At 56.0% G+C, this 22,299-nt stretch carries 18 protein-coding genes; 17 read left to right on the forward strand and 1 reads right to left on the reverse strand.

Annotation, left to right across the window (positions count from 1 at the left end):
• The first annotated feature begins 387 nt into the window (after positions 1-387).
• The 17 genes from otsB (at position 388) to flhE (ending at position 19,954) form a co-directional block, all read left to right on the forward strand.
• Entirely contained in the window at positions 388-1,191 is an 804-nt protein-coding gene (gene otsB / locus ACMGEE_RS00130; RefSeq protein WP_253460640.1) for a trehalose-phosphatase, read from the forward strand.
• Positions 1,166-2,590 (forward strand): alpha,alpha-trehalose-phosphate synthase, encoded by a 1,425-nt coding sequence (gene otsA / locus ACMGEE_RS00135; RefSeq protein WP_253460644.1) that lies wholly within the window; start codon positions 1,166-1,168, stop codon positions 2,588-2,590. The genes otsB and otsA overlap by 26 nt, the downstream gene beginning before the upstream one ends.
• A gap of 931 nt (positions 2,591-3,521) precedes the next feature.
• Positions 3,522-3,875, forward strand: coding sequence for a flagellar transcriptional regulator FlhD (gene flhD / locus ACMGEE_RS00140; RefSeq protein ID WP_253460647.1), 354 nt, complete (start codon positions 3,522-3,524; stop codon positions 3,873-3,875).
• Entirely contained in the window at positions 3,875-4,453 is a 579-nt protein-coding gene (flhC, locus tag ACMGEE_RS00145; RefSeq protein ID WP_125287944.1) for a flagellar transcriptional regulator FlhC, read from the forward strand. Before flhD ends, flhC begins: the two co-directional genes overlap by 1 nt.
• 129 nt (positions 4,454-4,582) lie before the next feature.
• Positions 4,583-5,461 (forward strand): flagellar motor stator protein MotA, encoded by an 879-nt coding sequence (gene motA, locus ACMGEE_RS00150; RefSeq protein WP_125287943.1) that lies wholly within the window; start codon positions 4,583-4,585, stop codon positions 5,459-5,461.
• Positions 5,458-6,483, forward strand: coding sequence for a flagellar motor protein MotB (gene motB / locus ACMGEE_RS00155; protein ID WP_253460650.1), 1,026 nt, complete (start codon positions 5,458-5,460; stop codon positions 6,481-6,483). Before motA ends, motB begins: the two co-directional genes overlap by 4 nt.
• Before the next feature lie 10 nt (positions 6,484-6,493).
• Complete coding sequence (gene cheA / locus ACMGEE_RS00160; RefSeq protein ID WP_436829739.1) at positions 6,494-8,479, forward strand: chemotaxis protein CheA; 1,986 nt, start codon at positions 6,494-6,496, stop codon at positions 8,477-8,479.
• A gap of 24 nt (positions 8,480-8,503) precedes the next feature.
• Entirely contained in the window at positions 8,504-9,001 is a 498-nt protein-coding gene (cheW, locus tag ACMGEE_RS00165) for a chemotaxis protein CheW (RefSeq protein WP_125287941.1), read from the forward strand.
• Between the two features lie 208 nt (positions 9,002-9,209).
• Positions 9,210-10,871, forward strand: coding sequence for a methyl-accepting chemotaxis protein (locus ACMGEE_RS00170; protein ID WP_253460652.1), 1,662 nt, complete (start codon positions 9,210-9,212; stop codon positions 10,869-10,871).
• Between the two features lie 315 nt (positions 10,872-11,186).
• Positions 11,187-12,845: a methyl-accepting chemotaxis protein gene (locus ACMGEE_RS00175; RefSeq protein WP_253460655.1), complete on the forward strand. Its 1,659-nt coding sequence runs from the start codon at positions 11,187-11,189 to the stop codon at positions 12,843-12,845.
• 332 nt (positions 12,846-13,177) lie between these two features.
• Positions 13,178-14,044, forward strand: a complete 867-nt coding sequence (cheR, locus tag ACMGEE_RS00180; protein WP_436829448.1) for a protein-glutamate O-methyltransferase CheR — start codon at positions 13,178-13,180, stop codon at positions 14,042-14,044.
• The gene (locus ACMGEE_RS00185; RefSeq protein ID WP_253460662.1) at positions 14,044-15,093 is read left to right on the forward strand and encodes a protein-glutamate methylesterase/protein-glutamine glutaminase; all 1,050 of its coding nucleotides are present in this window, start codon (positions 14,044-14,046) and stop codon (positions 15,091-15,093) included. The genes cheR and ACMGEE_RS00185 overlap by 1 nt, the downstream gene beginning before the upstream one ends.
• 41 nt (positions 15,094-15,134) lie before the next feature.
• On the forward strand, positions 15,135-15,524 hold the full coding sequence (gene cheY / locus ACMGEE_RS00190; RefSeq protein WP_034935773.1) for a chemotaxis response regulator CheY: 390 nt from the start codon (positions 15,135-15,137) through the stop codon (positions 15,522-15,524).
• 9 nt (positions 15,525-15,533) lie between these two features.
• Positions 15,534-16,178 (forward strand): protein phosphatase CheZ, encoded by a 645-nt coding sequence (gene cheZ / locus ACMGEE_RS00195; protein ID WP_125287937.1) that lies wholly within the window; start codon positions 15,534-15,536, stop codon positions 16,176-16,178.
• 157 nt (positions 16,179-16,335) lie between these two features.
• On the forward strand, positions 16,336-17,481 hold the full coding sequence (flhB, locus tag ACMGEE_RS00200; RefSeq protein ID WP_253460665.1) for a flagellar biosynthesis protein FlhB: 1,146 nt from the start codon (positions 16,336-16,338) through the stop codon (positions 17,479-17,481).
• Positions 17,481-19,562: a flagellar biosynthesis protein FlhA gene (flhA, locus tag ACMGEE_RS00205; RefSeq protein WP_436829449.1), complete on the forward strand. Its 2,082-nt coding sequence runs from the start codon at positions 17,481-17,483 to the stop codon at positions 19,560-19,562. The genes flhB and flhA overlap by 1 nt, the downstream gene beginning before the upstream one ends.
• Positions 19,562-19,954 carry a flagellar protein FlhE gene (flhE, locus tag ACMGEE_RS00210; RefSeq protein WP_301252233.1) on the forward strand — a complete coding sequence of 131 codons (393 nt, stop codon included), beginning with the start codon at positions 19,562-19,564 and terminating at the stop codon, positions 19,952-19,954. Before flhA ends, flhE begins: the two co-directional genes overlap by 1 nt.
• Positions 19,955-21,109: 1,155 nt before the next feature.
• Here the strand turns inward: flhE and ACMGEE_RS00215 are convergent.
• Positions 21,110-21,574 carry a hypothetical protein gene (locus ACMGEE_RS00215; protein ID WP_436829450.1) on the reverse strand — a complete coding sequence of 155 codons (465 nt, stop codon included), beginning with the start codon at positions 21,572-21,574 and terminating at the stop codon, positions 21,110-21,112.
• Positions 21,575-22,299 lie beyond the last annotated feature (725 nt).

Genomic DNA, 22,299 nt, shown 5'->3' on the forward strand with positions numbered 1-22,299 from the left:
TTCCTGTTTCTACCAAAAATTTCACAATTTCGTATTACTCCTGGGGTTTTTGTCGCGATTATTTGCCATGTTAGAGGCGTAACAAGCGGCCCCGGAGCCAGCACGTCTGGCAGAGCCGCTATCAGTGACTATACTGATAGCTGATGTTGTTACGTATGTGGCAACGAGATGAGACAGACTGCACGAGGCGTGCAGAGATTATGCAGAAGGAATCAGCGCCGAATACCCTCTCTAACGCATCCTCTTTCTCGCTCCGCCACATCCGCTGACAAAAATTTTTTCCTCGTGCGTTGTGGGCAAAGCAGACCTGACGTCTGTTTCCGCCAACGTCAGTCCAGACATTGGGCCGACGTAGCGCCGTGGCACACATAATCAGGAGGAATATTTGTGAATACGCTGGAATCCGTACCCCCTTTAGTGCCTGAAGGACGTTACGCTTTTTTCTTTGATGTGGACGGCACGCTGGCCGCTATCCAGTCACGCCCGGAAGAGGTTTTTATCCCTGCTGCGGCCAAAGCCGCGCTTTCTCGCCTGGCCGAATTGAGCGACGGCGCGCTGGCGCTGGTTTCCGGCCGTCCGACGCGCGAGCTGGATGCGCTGGTGGCGCCTTTGCGCTTTCCGCTGGCCGGCGTGCACGGCGCGGAGCGTCGCGATGCAGCCGGGCATACCGAGCGGCTTTCCCTGCCGGACGACGTCTCTGCCTCATTGACGTCGCTGCTGAGCGAAGCCGTGGCGAAGATGCCGGATACGCAGCTGGAAACGAAGGGCATGGCATTTGCGCTGCACTACCGCCGCGCACCGCACTATCAGCAGGCTATCCTGACGCTGGCGGAAACGATGACCCAACGCTTTCCCGAGCTGGCGCTACAGCCAGGCAAATGCGTGGTGGAGCTAAAGCCGAAAGGCGTCAGTAAAGGTGCCGCCATTGCCGATTTTATGCAGCAGGCCCCTTTTGCCGGCAGAACGCCGGTATTTTTAGGTGATGATTTGACCGATGAGGCAGGTTTTGAAGCGGTCAATGCCCTGGACGGCATCGCAATCAAGGTAGGTGAAGGTGAGACAAAAGCGGGCTATCGCCTGGCTGACGTCGAGGCCGTTTATCACTGGCTTGAGCAAACATTATTAAAACTAGATCAAGACGATAAGTCATTAAGGAGTCAAGGTTATGAGTCGCTTAGTAGTCGTATCTAACCGCATCGCCGTACCGGATGGGTCAAAAACCAGCGCGGGCGGACTGACCGTTGGCATTATGGATGCGCTGAAAACCACCGGCGGCCTGTGGTTTGGTTGGAATGGGGAAATCAACGAGATCGGCGAAGAAGACAAGGAGATGGATCTGTTTGAAAAAGATAACGTCACCTACGCTTCTTTTGGCCTTAATCAAAACGATTACGACCTTTATTACCTGCAATTTTCCAATGCGGTCGTCTGGCCAGCCTTCCACTACCGCCTTGACCTGGTAAACTTCCAGCGCGAGGCCTGGGATGGCTACTGTCACGTCAACACCATGCTGGCGAAACGCCTGCTGCCGCTGATTGAGCCGGACGACGTGCTGTGGATCCACGATTATCATCTGCTGCCGTTCGCCGCCGCATTGCGCAAGCTGGGCGTGAAAAACCGCATCGGCTTCTTCCTGCATATTCCTTTCCCGACGCCGGAAATCTTCAACGCGCTGCCGCCGCACAATGAGCTGCTGGAGATGATGTGCGATTACGATCTGCTGGGCTTCCAGACAGAGAGCGACCGTATGGCGTTCCTGGAGTCACTGGCGCTGCTGACCAACGTGCAGACCAACGGCAAAACGCACGTGGCGTTCGGCAATCAGTTCTCTACCGAGGTGTATCCAATAGGCATTGAGCCGGACAGCATTAAAGAGATGGCTGAAGGGCCGCTGCCGCCGAAGATGGCCGCGATGAAACGCGATCTGGGCGACGCCAAAAACATTATTGCCTGTGAGCGTCTGGACTACTCGAAAGGGCTGCCGGAGCGTTTCCTTGCCTATGAAGCGCTGCTGGAAAACTTCCCCGAGCATCGTGGGAAAATCCGTTATTCGCAAATTGCGCCAACCTCGCGCGGCGACGTGCAGGCCTATCAGGATATTCGTCATCAGCTGGAAACGGAAGCAGGCCGCATTAACGGTAAATACGGCACGCTGGGCTGGACGCCGCTTTACTACCTGAACCAGCATTTCGATCGCCGCCTGCTGATGAAAATCTTCCGCCTGACCGATATTGGTCTGGTGACGCCGCTGCGTGACGGGATGAACCTGGTGGCAAAAGAGTATGTGGCCGCGCAGAACCCGGAAGATCCTGGCGTACTGGTGCTGTCACGCTTTGCCGGGGCGGCCAACGAGCTGACCTCCGCGCTTATCGTTAACCCTTACGACCGTGATGAAGTGGCTGCCGCGCTGAACCAGGCGTTAACCATGCCGCTGGACGAGCGTATCTCACGCTACAACGACATGATGGACGTGCTGCGTAAGAACGATATTACGCACTGGCGCAAATCCTATCTGAAAGATCTCCAGGCATTGCCGGTACGTAGCCAGGCACAGGGCGGGGCGGATAAAGCGGCGACGCTCTCCGTCTAGCATAAGTCATGCCAGTTAATTTAGGGGCGACCGTGGGTCGCCCTTTTTTTTTAATTTTTTAAGTCCGTATTGCTCAAAAAAGTGCCTTAAAAGGACCACCGGAAAGAAAAAAAAGGAAAAAAATCACTTTTTACTAAAGAAAACAAGGCGCGTGCCGATACCTACTGCCTGAGGTTAAATTTTTGGCACAAACATTCGCGTTGCTAATGTTACCCCTGGTTACATCCGCTGGCACCCGCTAAACACAGGGCTGACGCGGCTTACACTCCCTAAACACTTCCTGTCGTAAACCTGCAATATCTTACTCTGCACGCATCATTGCCCCTGTCGATAGTTACCTTTGGTGATTACGATTTACACATGCTTAACATACAAAAAACAGCATATTCCTCTGCATATTTGTCTTTTATGCGTTTTTACATCCAGTTGTGCGCGTAAACACATCATTCCTCCATTCAATCGACGTAAAAGGAACCATTTTCATCGGTAAATGATCGCGTAGGGTTAAAATTTAACAAAAAAGTCCAAATTTGCTTAGTTAGTGAACTAATCAACAGCGTTTCTGAAGGATAATTTTGTCAAATTACCCCAAAAAGTGTGATCTGGATCACACTTTATCTAAAATTTTAGCTGGCCTCCGTTGTATCCGGAAATTAGAGCAGATAAAGTTGCGTTGTTTTCGGAATAGTCCTAAACCAGAGCAACTTTCAGTCAGGGAGAACGTCAGGGAAGCGGACGAAAACAAGGGAGCAGTAACCGGCAAAATGAGTTAATGACTACTTTCTGCAGGCCGCTTTCAGGGCCGCCTGGAGCTTCGCGAACGTTTGGCTTTTGCCACTTAATTTTTTGCCACAATAAGATTTACCAGCAGCAACAAAGGTAGCGGCGCAATCCGCCAACGTTTAAGTCGTGTCAGTCAGGACGGATAAAAATGGGTACATCAGAATTACTAAAAAATATTTACGATATCAACTTGTCTTATTTATTACTTGCTCAACGCCTTATTAATCAGGAAAAAGCCTCAGCAATGTTTCGTCTGGGCATTGATGAGCAGATGGCCGATGCGCTCGCTCACTTAACGCTGCCAGAAATGGTGAAGCTGGCCGAGACAAATCAGCTGATATGCCAGTTTCGCTTTACCGATCACGTAACGATTAATCGCTTAACTCAGGAATCTCGCGTGGATGATTTGCAGCAAATCCACACCGGCATTTTGTTATCCAGCCGTTTATTGCGTAATGCATCAGCTAAAAATGACGAACTGCCGAAAAAGAGGGCGAGTTAATGAGTGAAAAAAGTATTGTTCAGGAAGCGCGTGATATTCAGCTGGCGATTGAATTAATTACTTTAGGCGCTCGCCTGCAAATGTTAGAAAGCGAAACGCAGCTAAGCCGCGGCCGCTTAATTAAACTTTATAAAGAACTGCGCGGTAGCCCGCCGCCAAAAGGCATGCTGCCTTTTTCTACCGACTGGTTTATGACCTGGGAACAGAACATTCACTCTTCTATGTTCTGTAACGCCTGGCAGTTTTTACTCAAAAGCGGTTTGAGCACCGGTGTGGACGCGGTGATTAAAGCCTACCGTCTCTACCTGGAGCAATGCCCGCAACAGGACGAAGGCCCGCTGTTGGCGCTCACCCGCGCCTGGACCTTAGTCCGGTTTGTTGAGAGCGGCATGCTGGAGCTTTCCGACTGCAAATGCTGCGGCGGAAGCTTTATTAACCACGCGCACCAGCCGGTCGGCAGCTTTGTTTGCAGCCTGTGCCAGCCGCCTTCTCGTGCGGTAAAAAGACGTAAACTTATCGCAGAACCTGCCGATAACATTTCACAACTGCTGGATGAACAGGTAAAACTTGCCGTTTAATGTTCGCCACGTGGAGTGAATCCAGCAGCGGTTAAATACCGCTGCTTTTTTTTTGCCCACGCGACGGAATAAACCTGACCTAATCCGGTTCATCTTTAACCCACACGTCGCCAGACGTAAGGATTTATTGTGTTAGTTATTTTGGGGTATATCCTGGTTCTCGGGTCGGTGTTGGGCGGCTACGCAATGGTAGGCGGACATCTGGGCGCGCTTTATCAACCTTCCGAGCTGTTAATTATCGGCGGAGCGGGCATTGGCGCATTTTTAGCGGGCAATAACGGCAAGGCAATTAAAGCAACGTTAAAAGCGATGCCGCTGCTGATGAAAGGCTCGAAATACAATAAAGCGGTTTATATGGATCTGATGGCGTTACTTTATCGCCTGATGGCCAAATCGCGCCAGCAGGGGATGCTCTCGCTGGAAGCCGATATTGAAAGTCCGCAGGAAAGTGAAATTTTTGCTAATTACCCGCGCATCCTTGCCGATAAAAGACTGGTGGACTTTATCACCGATTATCTGCGACTGATGGTGAGCGGCAATATGAACGCATTTGAAATCGAAGCCCTGATGGATGAAGAGATTGAAACCTACGAACACGAATGTGACGTACCGGCTACGGCTATCGGTACGGTAGGCGACTCTTTACCCGCGTTTGGTATCGTGGCGGCGGTGATGGGCGTGGTGCACACCCTGGCGTCGGCAGATCGTCCGCCAGCCGAGTTGGGCGAGCTGATCGCTCACGCGATGGTCGGTACCTTCCTGGGTATTTTGCTGGCGTACGGGTTTATTTCCCCGCTGGCCGGACTGCTGCGTCAGAAATGTGCTGAAACCACCAAGATGATGCAGTGTATCAAGGTCACGCTGCTTTCCAGCCTGAATGGCTATGCGCCGCAGATCGCCGTTGAGTTTGGCCGTAAAACGCTGTACTCCACCGAGCGGCCATCCTTCTCTGAGCTGGAAGAGCACGTTCGTAACGCGAAATCGCCGGCGAAAGGTCAGGACGCATGAAGAACGACAATCACCCGATTATCCTGGTTAAGAAGAAAAAGCATTCCGCGCACGCGGGCGGCCACGGCTCCTGGAAGATTGCCTATGCCGACTTTATGACCGCGATGATGGCCTTTTTCATGGTGATGTGGCTGATTGCGATCGCCAAGCCTCAGGAATTAGCGGGGATTGCCGATTACTTTAAGACGCCGCTGCGGGTGGCTATCACCGGCGGCACCAAAACCAGCGAAAGCACCAGCGTTATTCCTGGCGGCGGTATGGATCCCAGCCAGCAGAAAGGCGAAGTGCACAAGGTTATCGATATGGACGCGGAGAAACGCAAGCTGGACGATATCCGCTTAAACCGTCTGCGCGAAAAGCTGGATCAGCTGATTGAAGCCGATCCGCGTCTGAAGGCGCTGCGCCCGCACCTGATCATCAACATGGTGGAAGAGGGCCTGCGCATTCAGATTATCGACAGCCAGAATCGACCGATGTTTAAAACCGGCAGCGCGGACGTCGAGCCTTATATGCGCGATATCCTGCGGGCCATTGCGCCGATCCTGAACGATATTCCGAACAGGATCAGCCTGGCAGGCCATACGGACGATATTCAGTACGCTAACGGCCTGCGCGGCTACAGCAACTGGGAACTGTCGGCCGACCGGGCCAACGCCTCGCGGCGGGAGCTGATTATCGGCGGGCTGGCCAGCGACAAAATGCTGCGCGTGGTGGGCATGGCCGACACCATGAAGCTGAAGAACCGTGGCGGCGACGCCGCCGTCAACCGCCGTATCAGCCTGCTGGTGCTGAACCATGACACCGAAGCGCAGATTGAGAAAGAGAACTCGGAAAGCGACGCGGTACAGATCAGCGACAGCGAGCCGGCAGCATTACAGCAAATCGTGGCGCCGTCCGTTCCGGGCGATGCCGCAAAAAAACCAAACCCGGCCGAGCCGCCAGGCGAACAGGCAGCACCAACTTTAACACCAGCATCGCCTGTGCCAGCGGCCCAGACCGATCGCGACTCACAGCAGAGGTGATACCGTGAGCATGGATATCAGCGATTTTTATCAGACGTTTTTCGATGAGGCTGACGAACTGTTAGCCGACATGGAACAACACCTGTTGGGGTTAGACCCGCAGGAACCGGATGCGGAGCAGCTTAACGCTATTTTCCGTGCGGCCCACTCCATCAAAGGCGGCGCGGGCACCTTTGGTTTTACTGTATTACAGGAAACCACGCACATCCTGGAGAACATTCTTGACGGTGCGCGACGCGGCGAAATGCAGCTAAGCACGCCTATCATCAACCTGTTTTTGGAAACCAAAGATATTATGCAGGAACAGCTGGATGCCTATAAAACCGCGACCGAGCCGGACGCTGCAACCTTTGAATATATCTGTCAGGCGCTGCGTCAGCTGGCGCTGGAAGCCAAAGGCGAAAGCGCGCCCGTAGCCGTAGCGGCACCGGCCGCGTCTGCCGCTGCTCCGGCTTCGGCCGGCCTGCGGATGGCGCTGGTGAACCTGAAACCCACTGAAATCCCGCTGATGCTGGAAGAGCTGGGCAATCTGGGCACCGTCTCCGACGTGATCAAAGGCGAAACCTCGGTAGAGGTCACGCTGGATTCCTCGGTCGGTCAGGACGATATTGTCGCCGTGCTTTGCTTTGTGATTGAAGAATCGCAGATCAAATTCCTGGATGCGTCGTTGGCTCCTGCCGTGACAGAAGCCGCGCCGGCTGCCGTGGAAGAAGCGCCTGCGCCAGCTCCTCAGCCCGTTGCGGTAGCGGAAGCGGCGGCTCCGGCCAAACGTGAAACGGCCAAAAAACCGGCGGCGGCCAAGGCCAGCGAATCCACCAGCATCCGCGTAGCGGTTGAAAAGGTCGATCAGCTGATTAACCTGGTCGGCGAACTGGTGATCACGCAGTCCATGCTGGCCCAGCGTTCCAACGAGCTGGATCCGGTAGCGCATGGCGACCTGCTGAACAGCATGGGCCAGCTGGAGCGTAACGCCCGTGACCTGCAGGAATCGGTGATGTCCATCCGTATGATGCCGATGGAATATGTCTTCAGCCGCTTCCCACGCCTGGTGCGCGATCTGGCCAGCAAGCTGGGTAAAGAAGTTGAACTGACGCTGTTGGGCAGCTCCACCGAGCTGGACAAGAGCCTGATCGAACGCATTATCGACCCGTTAACGCACCTGGTGCGTAACAGTCTGGATCACGGCATCGAATCGCCGGAAAAACGCGTGGCGGCCGGGAAATCGGGCGTCGGCAACCTGACGCTCTCTGCAGAGCACCAGGGCGGCAATATCTGTATCGAAGTGATCGATGACGGCGCCGGTCTGAACCGCGAACGTATCCTGGCGAAAGCGCTTTCTTCCGGCCTGCCGGTGAGCGACGCGATGAGCGATGAAGAAGTAGGCATGTTGATTTTCGCGCCGGGCTTCTCCACCGCCGAGCAGGTTACCGACGTCTCCGGGCGTGGCGTGGGCATGGACGTGGTGAAACGTAACATCCAGGAGATGGGCGGCCACGTAGAAATTGCCTCTAAGCAGGGCAAGGGCACGACCATTCGTATCCTGCTGCCGCTGACGCTGGCGATCCTGGACGGCATGTCCGTTCGCGTCGCTGACGAAGTCTTTATTCTGCCGCTGAACGCGGTAATGGAATCTCTGCAGCCGCTGGCTGACGATCTGCACCCGCTGGCCGGTGGCGAGCGCGTGCTGGAAGTCCGTGGCGAATACCTGCCGCTGGTTGAGCTGTGGAATGTCTTTGATGTGCAGGGCGCGAAAACCGAGGCGACTCAGGGCATCGTGGTGATCCTGCAAAGCGCGGGCAAACGCTATGCGCTGCTGGTGGACCAGCTGATTGGCCAGCACCAGGTGGTGGTCAAAAACCTTGAAAGCAACTATCGCAAAGTACCGGGCATTTCGGCAGCGACCATCCTGGGTGATGGCAGCGTGGCGCTGATTGTCGACGTGTCGGCTCTGCAGTCTCTCAACCGTGAAAAGCGTGTGGCGGGAGCCGCAGCCTGACTTTAACCGATTAAGGGTAGAACTATGACTGGAATGGCAACTGTCACTAAACTCGCTGGCGAAACCGTAGGCCAGGAGTTCCTGGTATTTACGCTGGGTGACGAAGAATACGGCATTGATATTTTGAAAGTGCAGGAGATCCGTGGTTACGATCAGGTAACCCGCATCGCCAACACGCCTGCTTTTATTAAAGGCGTCACTAATTTGCGCGGCGTTATCGTGCCTATTATCGACCTGCGTATTAAATTCGCGCAGCCGGATGTGGTTTATAACGATAATACCGTGGTGATCGTACTGAATCTTGAGCAGCGCGTGGTTGGTATCGTGGTTGACGGCGTGTCCGACGTGCTGTCGCTGACCACCGATCAGATCCGTCCTTCGCCAGAGTTTGCGGTCACCATGTCGACCGAATACCTGACCGGCCTGGGCGCGCTGGGCGAACGCATGCTGATTTTGGTCGACATCGAGAAGCTGTTGAACAGCGAAGAGATGGCGCTGATGGATACGCTGCGCAGCGCGTAATTGCCGCCTTAAATAAAGTATCAGGCACCCTGTTGGTATTATGCTGGCAGGGTGTTTTTTATGGTTTGAATAAAGTCTTGCGGCTGGATAATTAATTTAGTTATTAAAGTATCACTTCAGTAAATCTGTTTCGGGCGCACATAAAGTTCCATTAATTTACGCCGATATATTCGGTGTTGATTCATTTTACTTCTACCAAGGGTACCCTATGTTTAAACGCATTAAGGTCGTCACCAGCCTGCTGTTAGTGCTGCTGGTATTCGGCTCACTCCAATTGTTGGCGGGCGGATTATTTATTAACGCGCTGACCAGCGATAAAACTAACTTTTCTATTGCTCAGAACTCCAGTGAGAACGTCGCCGCTTTTACTGACGCCTGGGTTGCGCTAAATCAGACCCGTATTAGCATTAACCGCGGCATGTTGCGCCTGCAAAGCGAAACGGCCAACAGCATTAACAGCGCCTCGCTGACCGATATCAGCAACCAGAGCAAATCGCTGCTGGCTGATGCTGATAAATCTTATGCGCGCTACCAGGGCATTCCCAATACCAAAGGGATGGATCCGCTGATCACCGAAGCGTTAGAAAAAAATTACGAAACCTATTCCAAAGCGCTGGGCCAGATGGTGACGCTGATGGAAAACAGGCAGCTGGCCGAGATGTTCAAGATGAATATCGAGCAGAAGCAGAACGATATGCAGGATGCCTACCAGGCCTGGCGTAACGCGCAGAACGTGCTGACCACGAAAGGCGTGGCGGATAACGAAAGCGCCTATACCAAAATGCTGTGGGTGATTGGCACGGTCATGGCGCTGGTTGTCGCGCTGATCGCGCTGTGCTGGGTCGGTCTGCGTTCCGTGCTGATCAAGCCGCTGCAGGAAAATATCGCGCACATCAGCCATATCGCCGGCGGCGACCTGACCCACACGATTGAAGTGGAAGGCCGTAACGAAATGGCGCAGCTGGCCAACAGCCTGAAAGAGATGCAGCAGGCGCTGGTGCGTACCGTCAGCGACGTGCGCGACGGCTCCGACGCTATCTATACCGGCGCAAGCGAAATCGCGGCGGGCAACAACGATCTTTCTGCCCGTACCGAGCAGCAGGCCGCCTCGCTGGAAGAAACCGCCGCGAGCATGGAGCAGCTGACCGCTACCGTGAAGCAGAACGCCGAGAACGCCCGTCAGGCTTCGCAGCTGGCGCTGAGCGCGTCGGAAACGGCGCAGAAGGGCGGCAAGGTGGTGGACGGCGTGGTGAAAACCATGAGTGACATCGCGGGCAGCTCGAAGAAAATCGCCGATATTACCAGCGTGATCGACGGCATCGCTTTCCAGACCAATATCCTGGCGCTGAACGCCGCGGTAGAGGCAGCGCGTGCCGGTGAGCAGGGCCGTGGCTTTGCGGTCGTGGCCGGTGAAGTCCGTAACCTGGCGCAGCGCAGCGCGCAGGCCGCCAAAGAAATCAAAGGTCTGATTGAAGATTCCGTGGCGCGCGTGGACAGCGGTTCCGTCCTGGTGGGCACCGCCGGTGAAACCATGAACGATATCGTCAACGCCGTTACCCGCGTGACCGACATCATGGGTGAAATCGCCTCTGCTTCCGACGAGCAGAGCCGCGGTATCGACCAGGTTGGCACCGCCGTAACCGAGATGGATCGCGTGACGCAGCAGAACGCCTCGCTGGTGGAAGAGTCCGCCACGGCCGCCGCCGCGCTGGAAGATCAGGCCAGCCGTCTGACTCAGGCCGTTGCCGTGTTCCGCGTACGCAAAGAACAGGCCGCTCGTGCCGCTGCACCTGCGCCGCGTACGCTGAAGCCCGCGCTGCGTAAAGCCGCCGCGCCAGGCGCTGAAGAAGGCAACTGGGAAACGTTTTAAGTAAAGAGCACAAGCGCTTAATCCTTAACAGCATGTTAATCAGCCCGCTCCGGCACCGTGCCCGAGCGGGCTTCTTTTTAGCCGTCGCGAGGCGGGTAGAAGGAAGCCGTCGCCACAAGCCACCTTTCTGGCTGCCGATACCGGCAGGAAATCGTGCCTGGCAGAGGTTTTCCAAAACAATTAACCAGCCGTTCTGCATGAACCAGACACATCGGCACAGCCCTGTAGTGCTTTCCGGAAAGCGCCCTACAGCTCAATAAAGATCCCCCCGCGTCTGCCGATAACTAAAACAAATAGCCCCCAACTGAGGTAGTTATGTTCAAGAGTATAAAAGTAGTGACCGGCCTGGTGAGCGTGCTGGTGTTGTTTGCTGTATTGCAGCTGGGGACCGGCGGTTTGTTCTTCAAAGCCGTGCACAGCGACAAACAGAATTTTGAATTAAGTCAGCAGATGCGCATCCTGCAACAGTCCATGGGCAACTCATGGGTGTCGCTGGTGCAGGCACGCAACACGCTGAACCGCGCCGGTATTCGTTACCTGCAGGATGTCAGCAAATCGGGCGCGGGCACCTCTGCCACCGATCTGATGACGCAGGCAAAGGCCGACCTGGCCGCTGCCGATAAATCCCTGGCGGTGTTCAACGCCACGCTGACCGAAGACGGGAAAAAAGCGGAGGACGTGCAGACGCTGCTGGCTAACTACAAGCAGTTCCACACCGCGCTTTCCGAGCTGATTGTGATGATGGAAACCGGCCGTTTTGACGACTTCGTCGCGCAGCCGACCCAAAGCTATCAGGAACAGTTCCAGCAGGCTTATAACCACTGGCTGGAAGTGGTTAATCAGCTGACGGCGCAGGGTATTAAAACCAATGAAGACGCTTACCACCAGACTATCTGGCTGCTGCTGGGCGTGCTGCTGGTTTCCGCTGCGGTCATCGCGCTGGCGTGGAGCGGCATCCGTAAACTGCTGCTGCTGCCGCTGAACAGCAATATCGAGCACATTCGTCACATCGCCAGCGGCGACCTGACGCAGACCATCGAAGTGGAAGGCCGTAGCGAAATGACGCTGCTGGCGGAAAGCCTGCGCGATATGCAGCAGTCGCTGGTGCGTACCGTCAGCGACGTGCGCGACGGCTCCGACGCTATCTATACCGGCGCAAGCGAAATTTCTGCGGGCAACAACGATCTCTCTTCGCGTACCGAGCAGCAGGCCGCCTCGCTGGAAGAAACCGCCGCGAGCATGGAGCAGCTGACCGCTACCGTGAAGCAGAACGCCGAGAACGCCCGTCAGGCTTCGCAGCTGGCGCTGAGCGCGTCGGAAACGGCGCAGAAGGGCGGCAAGGTGGTGGACGGCGTGGTGAAAACCATGAGTGACATCGCGGGCAGCTCGAAGAAAATCGCCGATATTACCAGCGTGATCGACGGCATCGCTTTCCAGACCAATATCCTGGCGCTGAACGCCGCGGTAGAGGCAGCGCGTGCCGGTGAGCAGGGCCGTGGCTTTGCGGTCGTGGCCGGTGAAGTCCGTAACCTGGCGCAGCGCAGCGCGCAGGCCGCCAAAGAAATCAAAGGTCTGATTGAAGATTCCGTGGCGCGTGTCGATACCGGATCGCAGCTGGTGGAAAGCGCGGGTGAAACGATGGCGGATATTGTGAACGCCGTTACCCGCGTAACCGACATCATGGGCGAAATCGCTTCCGCATCGGGCGAGCAGAGTCGCGGTATCGATCAGGTCGGCATCGCCGTAACCGAGATGGATCGCGTGACGCAGCAGAACGCCTCGCTGGTTGAGGAATCTGCCGCCGCCGCCGCCGCGCTGGAAGTGCAGGCCAGCCGTCTGACCCAGGCCGTCGCCGTGTTCCGCATTCGTAAGGACAGCGTCGTGCAGGCTACCAGCAAGCCGATGGCCGTTGCCGCCGCGCCGAAGAAAGCGCAGGCCGCCCCGGTTTCCAACGATAACTGGGAAACGTTCTAATCCCTGAACCCCGCGCCGCCGTCTGTGGAGGGCGGCGCGAGGCTGGTTATTAAGACGGCAGGCAGTAAAAAATAAGGCTTTAACGCAATTTGGCCTCAGGAAGATCGAATTGCTGCCGATAAACAGTTAAGCAATCTGAATTTGTAGTTAGCCAGTGTCATAGCCACCGGACGATGCAAAGCAGAGCAACAGAACGCCGCGCTGGTAGTGGAAGCGGCAGCAGCCCAGGCACGCTCGGGTTGGTTCAGGAGAAGGCAAACCGCCTCGGATACTGACCCACAGGGAACACACTGTTTTAACCCCTTAATCTGTACTTTGCAGGGTGGATCTGGATGAAAAAATCGACGTTGGTAGCACCGCCGGAGAACGCAACGCTGTTGTCACAGATGGTACAGCGCCTGCCGTTATCCGATGCGCACTTTAAGCGCATCAGCCAGCTTATTTATCAGCGGGCCGGCATTGTTCTCGCCGACCATAAGCGCGAGATGGTTTATAACCGCCTGGTGCGCCGGTTACGGACGTTAGGCATCGACGATTTTGGTCGTTACCTGGCGCTGCTGGAGAGTGATTCCGGCAGTGCAGAGTGGCAGGCCTTTATCAACTCGCTGACCACTAACCTGACGGCGTTCTTTCGCGAGGCGCATCACTTTCCGATTCTGGCCGATCACGCCAGGCGGCGCGGCGGCAGTTTCAACGTCTGGTGCGCGGCGGCGTCGACGGGCGAGGAGCCTTACTCCATCGCTATGACGCTGGCGGAAACGTTAGGCGCAGGCAAGTTCCAGGTTCACGCCAGCGATATCGATACCCAGGTGCTGGAAAAAGCGCTGTCGGGCGTCTATCGCCAGGAAGAGCTGCGCACGCTGTCGCCTCAGCAGCTGCAACGCTTCTTCTTTCGCGGTACCGGCCCGCACGCTGGCATGGTGCGCGTTCGGCCTGAACTGGCTAACACCATTACGTTTTCCCAGCTCAACCTGCTGGGCAACGAGTGGGCCGTTCCCGGCCCGTTCGACGCGATTTTTTGCCGCAACGTAATGATCTATTTCGACAAAGAGACGCAGGAAAAGATCCTGCGGCGTTTTGTCCCGATGCTGAAACCTGGCGGCATTCTTTTTGCCGGACACTCTGAAAACTTCAGCCAGATCAGCAAAGAGTTTTACCTGCGAGGCCAGACGGTTTACGGGCTGACTAAGGAAAAATAATGGGCAAAATCAAAGTGTTATGTGTTGATGACTCTTCGCTGATGCGTCAGTTGATGACGGAGATTATTAACAGTCATTCGGACATGGAGATGGTGGCGACGGCGCCCGATCCGTTGGTGGCTCGCGATTTAATTAAAGAATTCAATCCCGACGTGCTGACGCTGGACGTGGAAATGCCGCGCATGGACGGACTGGATTTTCTGGAAAAGCTGATGCGCCTGCGGCCGATGCCGGTGGTGATGGTCTCTTCGCTGACCGGCCAGGGTTCCGAAGTGACGCTGCGCGCGCTGGAGCTGGGCGCGGTGGATTTTGTCACCAAGCCGTCGTTGGGTATCCGCGAAGGCATGCTGGCCTACAGTCAGATGATTGCCGATAAGGTGCGCGCCGCTTCAAGGGCGAAGCTGCACGTGCGTCGGTCGCAGCCAGCGCCGGTGATGCTGAAAGCCGGGCCAATGCTGAGCAGTGAAAAGCTGATCGCAATCGGCGCCTCTACGGGCGGTACGGAAGCGATCAGGCATGTGCTGCAGCCGCTGCCGGCCACCAGTCCGGCGCTGATGATTACGCAGCATATGCCGCCAGGCTTTACCCGCTCTTTTGCCGAACGGCTGAACAAGCTGTGTCAGATCACGGTAAAAGAGGCAGAAGACGGCGAGCGCGTGCTGCCGGGCCATGCCTATATCGCGCCGGGCGCGATGCACATGGAGCTGGCACGCAGCGGCGCAAACTATCAGGTAAAACTGCACGACGGCCCGCCGGTCAATCGGCATAAGCCTTCGGTAGACGTGTTATTTAAATCAGTCGCGCAGTATGCCGGTCGCAACGCCGTTGGCGTGATCCTGACCGGTATGGGCAACGACGGCGCCGCAGGCCTGCTGACCATGAACAAAGCAGGCGCGTGGACCATCGCCCAGAACGAAGCGAGCTGTGTCGTATTTGGTATGCCCCGCGAAGCAATTGCGCTCGGGGGCGCCAGTGAAGTGGTGGATCTCCACCAAATCAGCCAGCACATGCTGGCAAAAATTAGCGCCGGACAGGCATTACGTATCTAACGCAGCGCCCGTCCCGCGGGGCTACACAAACAGGAGTAATTATGGCTGACAAAAATATGCGGTTTCTGGTGGTCGACGATTTCAACACGATGCGTCGTATCGTCCGTAACCTGCTGAAAGAGCTCGGCTTCAATAACGTTGAAGAAGCAGAAGACGGCGTTGACGCGCTGGCTAAGCTGCGTGCCGGCGGCTTTGACTTCGTGATTTCTGACTGGAACATGCCAAACATGGACGGTCTGCAGCTGCTGCAAACCATTCGTGCAGACGGCACGCTCGGCAAGCTGCCGGTGCTGATGGTCACGGCCGAAGCCAAAAAAGAGAACATTATTGCGGCTGCTCAGGCGGGTGCCAGCGGCTATGTCGTTAAACCTTTTACCGCAGCGACCCTTGAAGAGAAGTTAGGCAAGATCTTCGAAAAGCTGGGTATGTAAGGAGCCGAGATGAGCGAACTTCCGAAACCAAGTGTCGACGCGGCTTCCGCGAACGACATTATCTCCCGAATTGGTTCGTTGACGCGGATGCTGCGCGACAGCCTGCGTGAGCTGGGACTGGATCAGGCCATTGCTGAAGCGGCGGAAGCCATTCCCGACGCCCGCGATCGCCTGGACTACGTAGTGCAAATGACCGCTCAGGCGGCTGAACGCGCGCTGAACTGTGTGGAAGCCGCGCAGCCACGTCAGACAGAGATGGAGAATGGAGCTAAAGCGCTGAAAGGCCGTTGGGATGAGTGGTTTGAGAATCCTATCGAACTGGCAGATGCCCGCTCGCTGGTTTCGGATACCCGTGGTTATCTGGAATCGGTGCCGCAGCATACGAGCTTCACCAACGCGCAGCTGATGGAAATCATGATGGCGCAGGATTTCCAGGATCTGACCGGTCAGGTCATCAAGCGCATGATGGATGTGATCCAGGAAATCGAGCGTCAGCTGTTGATGGTGCTGTTGGAAAACATGCCGGAACAGCCTGCCCGTCCGAAGAAAGATGCGGACAGCCTGAAAAACGGCCCGCAGATTAACGGTGAAGCGCCCGGCGTGGTGGCTAACCAGGATCAGGTCGACGACCTGCTCGACAGCCTCGGGTTTTAAGCTTGTCCTTCCGCTCAGGGCCGATCCTTATCGGCCCTTTTTTGCTATTACCTGAATAACCCCCTTTTTACGCGTTTACTCGCGGCATCATCCCTGCGCCTTTTTGGCATCCTAACCGCATTCATTCCGTACTCCAGAAATTCCCTGAGGATAGCCTGTGTCTGGTGACAGCGAAGAGGAAAAGACCGAATCCGCAACCCCCCACCGACTTGAAAAAGCACGAGAAGAAGGGCAGGTTCCGCGCTCGCGCGAGCTGACCTCGGTGCTGATGCTGGTGGCGGGGTTGGGTATTTTGTGGATGGGCGGCGAAAGCATGGCCCGCAAAATCGGTCAGCTGCTGGCTCAGGGATTAGTGTTCAACCACTCGGTGGTCAGCGATACCAGCCAGATGCTGCACCTGATCGGCAGACTTTTTGTGCAGGCGGTGTATACGCTGCTGCCGATGATGGCGGGGCTGGTGCTGGTAGCGATTGCCGCGCCGATGCTGCTGGGCGGCGTGCTGATCAGCGGCAAAGCGATTAAGTTCGACGTTGGCAAGATGAATCCAATTAAAGGCTTAGCCAAGCTGGTCTCCGCGCAGACCGCGACGGAACTGGTGAAATCGATTCTGAAAGCGGTGCTGGTCGGCTGCGTGACCTGGCTGTATGTCAGCCATAACTGGCCGGAAATGATGCGCCTGATCAGCGAATCGCCCTATACCGCGCTGGCCAGCTCGCTGAACATGATTGCCATGTGCTGCGTGCTGGTGGTGCTGGGCCTGTCGCCGATGGTGGGATTTGACGTTTTCTGGCAGCTGTACAGCTACTACAAAGGGCTGCGCATGACCCGCCAGGAAATCCGTGACGAATATAAACAGCAGGAAGGCGATCCGCACGTTAAGGGGCGTATTCGTCAGCAGATGCGCGCAGCGGCCCGTCGACGCATGATGGCGGATGTACCGAAAGCGGACGTTATCGTGACCAACCCGACGCACTATTCCGTCGCCTTACAGTATGACGAACGAAAAATGAGCGCGCCGAAAGTGGTGGCGAAAGGCGCAGGCGAAGTGGCGCTGCGTATTCGCGAATTAGGTAAAGAACACCGTATTCCTGTCCTGGAGGCGCCGCCGCTGGCGCGCGCGCTCTATCGACATAGTGAAATTGGTCAGCATATTCCCGGTACGTTATATGCGGCTGTTGCAGAAGTGTTGGCCTGGGTCTGGCAGCTCCGTCGCTGGAAGCTGGAAGGCGGCCTGGCCCCGAAAAAACCTGCTAATTTACCGGTGCCGGAAGCGCTGGACTTTGGCTCTGGAGAGAAAGACTGATGGTGAATCTGGCCACATTGTTGCGCTTACCGAATATGAAAGATACCCAATGGCAGATTATGGCCGGGCCGGTATTGATTATGATGATCCTGGCGATGATGGTGCTGCCGTTGCCGCCGTTCATCCTCGATCTGCTGTTCACCTTTAATATCGCGCTGTCGATAATGGTGCTGCTGGTAGCGATGTTTACCCAGAAAACGCTGGAGTTCGCTGCGTTTCCGACCATTCTGCTTTTCTCCACCCTGTTGCGCCTGGCGCTGAACGTCGCCTCAACCCGTATCATCCTGATGGAAGGGCATACGGGCGCGGCGGCGGCCGGACAGGTGGTTGAGGCCTTCGGGCACTTTCTGGTGGGCGGCAACTTCGCCATCGGTATCGTGGTCTTTATCATCCTCGTTATCATCAACTTTATGGTTATCACCAAGGGTGCTGGCCGTATCGCCGAAGTGGGCGCGCGCTTTGTGCTGGACGGGATGCCCGGTAAGCAGATGGCGATCGACGCCGACCTGAACGCCGGCCTGATTGGTGAAGACGAAGCGAAAAAACGCCGTGCGGAAGTCACCCAGGAAGCGGACTTCTACGGGTCAATGGACGGTGCGAGTAAGTTCGTTCGCGGCGACGCCGTCGCAGGCATTATGATCATGGTCATCAACGTTATCGGCGGTCTGCTGGTGGGCGTGGTGCAGCATGGTATGGATATGGGGCACGCAGGCGAAACCTATACGCTGCTGACCATCGGTGACGGTCTGGTTGCTCAGATCCCGGCACTGGTTATCTCAACCGCAGCCGGCGTTATCGTGACCCGCGTGGCGACCGATCAGGACGTTGGCGAACAGATGGTTACCCAGCTGTTCAAAAATCCACGCGTGATGATGCTGAGCGCAGGCGTGCTGGGTTTACTGGGTCTGATCCCGGGAATGCCGAACCTGGTGTTCCTGCTGTTTACCGCCGCGCTGCTGGGCCTTGCGTGGTATATGCGCGGTCAGGAGACCAAACCGAAAGCCATGCCGCAGAGCAGCATGGTGAAAAGCGCGGAAACGCCGGTGAATGTAGAAGCGTCCTGGACCGATGTGCAGCTGGAAGACACGCTGGGCATGGAAGTCGGCTATCGACTGATCCCCATGGTGGACAATACGCAGGATGGCGAGTTGCTGGGTCGTATCCGCAGCATTCGTAAGAAATTCGCGCAGGAGATGGGCTTTCTGCCGCCGGTGGTGCATATCCGCGACAATATGGAGCTGCCGCCAGCGCGCTACCGTATTCTGATGAAGGGTGTAGAAATCGGCAGCGGCGACGCCTATCCGGGCCGCTGGATGGCGATCAACCCCGGCACCGCCGCAGGCACGCTGCCGGGCGAAGTGACGGTGGATCCAGCCTTTGGTCTGGCCGCTATCTGGATCGACAGCGCGCTGAAAGAGCAGGCGCAGATCCAGGGTTATACCGTAGTGGAAGCGAGTACCGTAGTCGCTACGCACCTGAACCATTTGATTGGCCAGTACGCCAGCGAGCTGTTTGGCCGTCAGGAAGCGCAGCAGCTGCTGGATCGCGTTACTCAGGATATGCCGAAGCTGACGGAAGATTTAATCCCTGGCGTGATTACGCTGACCACGCTGCATAAGGTGTTGCAGAATTTGCTGTCGGAGCGCGTTTCCATCCGCGATATGCGCACCATTATTGAAACGCTGGCGGAGCACGCGACCGTGCAGACCGATCCGCACGAGCTGACTTCCGTAGTGCGCGTGGCGCTGGGCCGGGCGATTACCCAGCAGTGGTATCCGGGCAACGGCGAAGTGCAGGTTATCGGACTGGATACCACGCTGGAACGTCTGCTGCTGCAGGCGTTGCAGGGCGGCGGCGGTCTGGAGCCGGGCCTGGCAGATCGTTTGCTGGCGCAGGCGCAGGGCGCGCTGGCGCATCAGGAGTCGCTGGGCGCGCCGCCGGTGCTGTTGGTTAACCATCCGTTGCGCGCGCTGCTGGCCCGCTTCCTGCGTCGCAACCTGCCGCAGCTGATGGTGATTTCTAACCTGGAGCTGACCGATAATCGTCAGATCCGTATGACGTCGACTATTGGTGGTCATTGATGAAAAAGGCGCTGCTGTTTTTGTGCTGTCTGCCACAGCTGGCGTTGGCTGCCGGCGGCGCCTGGCACGCCTCCGCGCCGGGGCCGGGATTGCTGAACCGCGGGATGCAGTTAACGTCGCCCGCGCTGAAGGCGTCGGAGACGGTGACCGGCGCGATAACGGAGATCAGCTGGCGCTATGAGCTGACCGGCCCAATGCCTTCCGGTTTTGCCGCCTGGCTTTGTGCCGAAAGGCGTTGCGTGCCGCTTGACGGCGCGAGCGGCGCGACGCGAGGGTTAACCAATATTCATGCCGGAGAAACGCTGCACTTTGTCTATGGCGTGCAGGGACAAGGTCGGCTGCCGCAGACGCTGCGCGTGCTGAGTAATGAAGTGATGGTGAATTACCGGTAGCCTGGCGGGCAAAGCCAGGCAGTGCAGGGCAAAAGCAGGCAGTGCAGAAAGGGGCGAAGCGATTCGCCCCTTTTTTGCGTTCTGAAGCCGGAGAAAAGCCGCTGTGACTTGGGACAGGTTACAGAAGTCGCTGCGGGGCAAGTGGCAGGCAGCAAGGGACGGTACGAAAGCTGTGTTGCACTGAGCATAGTTGTGGGGTTTATGGGTTGTAAAGGTCGCTGCGGCATGAGTGGCGGGCAGCAAGGGACGGTGCGGAACACGGACACGCCGTAAATCCATCCGTGGAGGCTCGGTTGGCGCGTCCCTGCGCCAAACGGTCCGCTTATCCGCACTGTCCCTTACTGCGGTCAGGCAGCGGCGTGGCGGTAAGAATGGTGTGGGTTTGGCGACGGGTTACGCAAGTCTGCGGAAGAAAATCGCTGCGGCATGGAGGCAGGTTACAGAAGTCGCTTTGGTAAAAGTTGGCTGTGGTAAAAGGTCGCTGCGGCATGGGTAGCAGGCAGCAAGGGTCGGTGCGGAACACGGACGCGCCGTAAATCCGTCCGTGGAGGCTCGGTTGGCGCGTCCCTGCGCCAAACGGTCCGCTTATCCGCACTGTCCCTTACTGCGGTCAGGCAGCGGCGTGGCGGTAAGAATGGTGTGGGTTTGGCGACGGGTTACGCAAGTCTGCGGAAGAAAATCGCTGCGGCATGGAGGCAGGTTACAGAAGTCGCTTTGGTAAAAGTTGGCTGTGGTAAAAGGTCGCTGCGGCATGGGTAGCAGGCAGCAAGGGTCGGTGCGGAACACGGACGCGCCGTAAATCCATCCGTGGAGGCTCGGTTGGCGCTTCCCTGCGCCAAACGGTCCGCTTATCCGCACTGCCCCTTACTGCGGTCTGGCAGCGGTGTGGCGGTAAGAACGGCGGTGAGATCGGCAATAGGTTGCAAAGGCGGGATTGGCGATAGGTTACGTAAGTCTGCGGGAAAAGGTCGTTGCGATTAGAGGCAGGTTACAGAAGTCGCTGCGGGGTGAATGGCAGGCAGTAAGGGGCGGGTTACAAAGGTCGCTGTGGAGCAGGCGGGATTGGCGATGGGTTGCAAAGGTCGCTGCGGCACTAAAGAAAAGCAAAAGAACAGACCGCTGCGGACTGAATGCGGCCTGTCTTTCCCGGCGAATTTAGCGAACCTGGACTAAACCGTTCCAGGTTTCCATATAGCGCGGGGCTTTCAGATCGTCCACCTGATAATTGACCAGATCAAACAGCAGATCGTTGAGCGTCAGTCTGGCTTCCGCATCAATCAGGTTGTGAATTAATAGCCGGGTTAAAGCCTGGCAATATTGGGTGACTCTTTCCGGTTCCGCAATAAAAGTGACAGGATGAAAAGCTGTAATATTCGACGCCGTTAGCTGTGGAAGGCGCTCGTCAGGCACCGGTTCTTCATAAGTCGTCGCCAGCTGTTCAAGGCTGGCGGCCATTTTTTTATAAAGAGAAAGACGCTCCATATCATTATCCGTTTCCATTAAGGCGGCAACCAGACGCTCGTTATATTCCGCCAAATCGATAAAGTCCATTCCCGCAGGTAGCGAGGAAAAATTTGTAAAATCAGGGCGAGTTTGGGTACACTGTTTTACAGCCATCATGTTACTCCTTTTAACATTGTGGTCAGAGGCTCGTCAGTGTTCCACCACTGGCGGGTCTCGCTATTTCTGCTTCGCTTCAGGCGCCGCCCATCAACTCTATGCTTTTTCTTTACGCCGTCAATACTCCATGGATCGTTTTCTTTCAAAGGATTATGCCTTTATTTAGTTATGGAAAGCTGCTCGTAAAATAAGATGAAAATAAACAGGTGTTGCTTATTTTTTGTGAGGCAGGCCGCAAGCAAGGGGCGTGAGATCGCACGGCTATTTATTGTCTGCAAAGAACTCAGCATTAATCCTGTTTAACTTCCGATAATTAAATAACAATGCGGTCAGAAGGTGGGAAACGAAAGTAGCTCGGCAGTATTATTATATAACGGTGTTATTTTCAAATATTTTGTGCAGTACCTGATAAACAGGCTGAATCAGTCCGCTTATCCGCATGGCCTCTTACTGCGGTCAGGCAGCGGCGTGGCGGTAAGGATGGTGCGGGATTGGCGATGGGTTACGCAAGTCTGCGGAAAAGGTCGTTGCGGCATGGGCGGCAGGTTACAGAAGTCATTGTAGGGCAGGCGACGGCATCAGGGAGCGGTTTGTCATAACAGACAAACCGTAAATAGTGCAATAAGGTGAACTTAATCATTTTTTTGCGGCGCAATGTGTGATGAAAATACGTTGCCCGCTTTTCAGGAAGAGGGGGAAATAACGGCGGGTATCCCACTCATTAT

This window comes from Erwinia artemisiae (assembly GCF_051400835.1).
Taxonomy (GTDB): domain Bacteria; phylum Pseudomonadota; class Gammaproteobacteria; order Enterobacterales; family Enterobacteriaceae; genus Erwinia; species Erwinia aeris.

Excerpts from the sequence above, each read along its gene's own strand:
- otsA (WP_253460644.1), top strand. The coding sequence starts at position 1,166 with ATGAGTCGCTTAGTAGTCGTATCTAACCGCATCGCCGTACCGGATGGG.
- flhD (WP_253460647.1), top strand. The coding sequence starts at position 3,522 with ATGGGTACATCAGAATTACTAAAAAATATTTACGATATCAACTTGTCT.
- flhC (WP_125287944.1), top strand. The coding sequence starts at position 3,875 with ATGAGTGAAAAAAGTATTGTTCAGGAAGCGCGTGATATTCAGCTGGCG.
- motB (WP_253460650.1), top strand. The coding sequence starts at position 5,458 with ATGAAGAACGACAATCACCCGATTATCCTGGTTAAGAAGAAAAAGCAT.
- cheA (WP_436829739.1), top strand. The coding sequence starts at position 6,494 with ATGGATATCAGCGATTTTTATCAGACGTTTTTCGATGAGGCTGACGAA.
- cheW (WP_125287941.1), top strand. The coding sequence starts at position 8,504 with ATGACTGGAATGGCAACTGTCACTAAACTCGCTGGCGAAACCGTAGGC.
- ACMGEE_RS00170 (WP_253460652.1), top strand. The coding sequence starts at position 9,210 with ATGTTTAAACGCATTAAGGTCGTCACCAGCCTGCTGTTAGTGCTGCTG.
- ACMGEE_RS00175 (WP_253460655.1), top strand. The coding sequence starts at position 11,187 with ATGTTCAAGAGTATAAAAGTAGTGACCGGCCTGGTGAGCGTGCTGGTG.
- cheR (WP_436829448.1), top strand. The coding sequence starts at position 13,178 with ATGAAAAAATCGACGTTGGTAGCACCGCCGGAGAACGCAACGCTGTTG.
- ACMGEE_RS00185 (WP_253460662.1), top strand. The coding sequence starts at position 14,044 with ATGGGCAAAATCAAAGTGTTATGTGTTGATGACTCTTCGCTGATGCGT.
- cheY (WP_034935773.1), top strand. The coding sequence starts at position 15,135 with ATGGCTGACAAAAATATGCGGTTTCTGGTGGTCGACGATTTCAACACG.
- cheZ (WP_125287937.1), top strand. The coding sequence starts at position 15,534 with ATGAGCGAACTTCCGAAACCAAGTGTCGACGCGGCTTCCGCGAACGAC.
- flhA (WP_436829449.1), top strand. The coding sequence starts at position 17,481 with ATGGTGAATCTGGCCACATTGTTGCGCTTACCGAATATGAAAGATACC.
- flhE (WP_301252233.1), top strand. The coding sequence starts at position 19,562 with ATGAAAAAGGCGCTGCTGTTTTTGTGCTGTCTGCCACAGCTGGCGTTG.
- ACMGEE_RS00215 (WP_436829450.1), bottom strand. The coding sequence starts at position 21,574 with ATGATGGCTGTAAAACAGTGTACCCAAACTCGCCCTGATTTTACAAAT.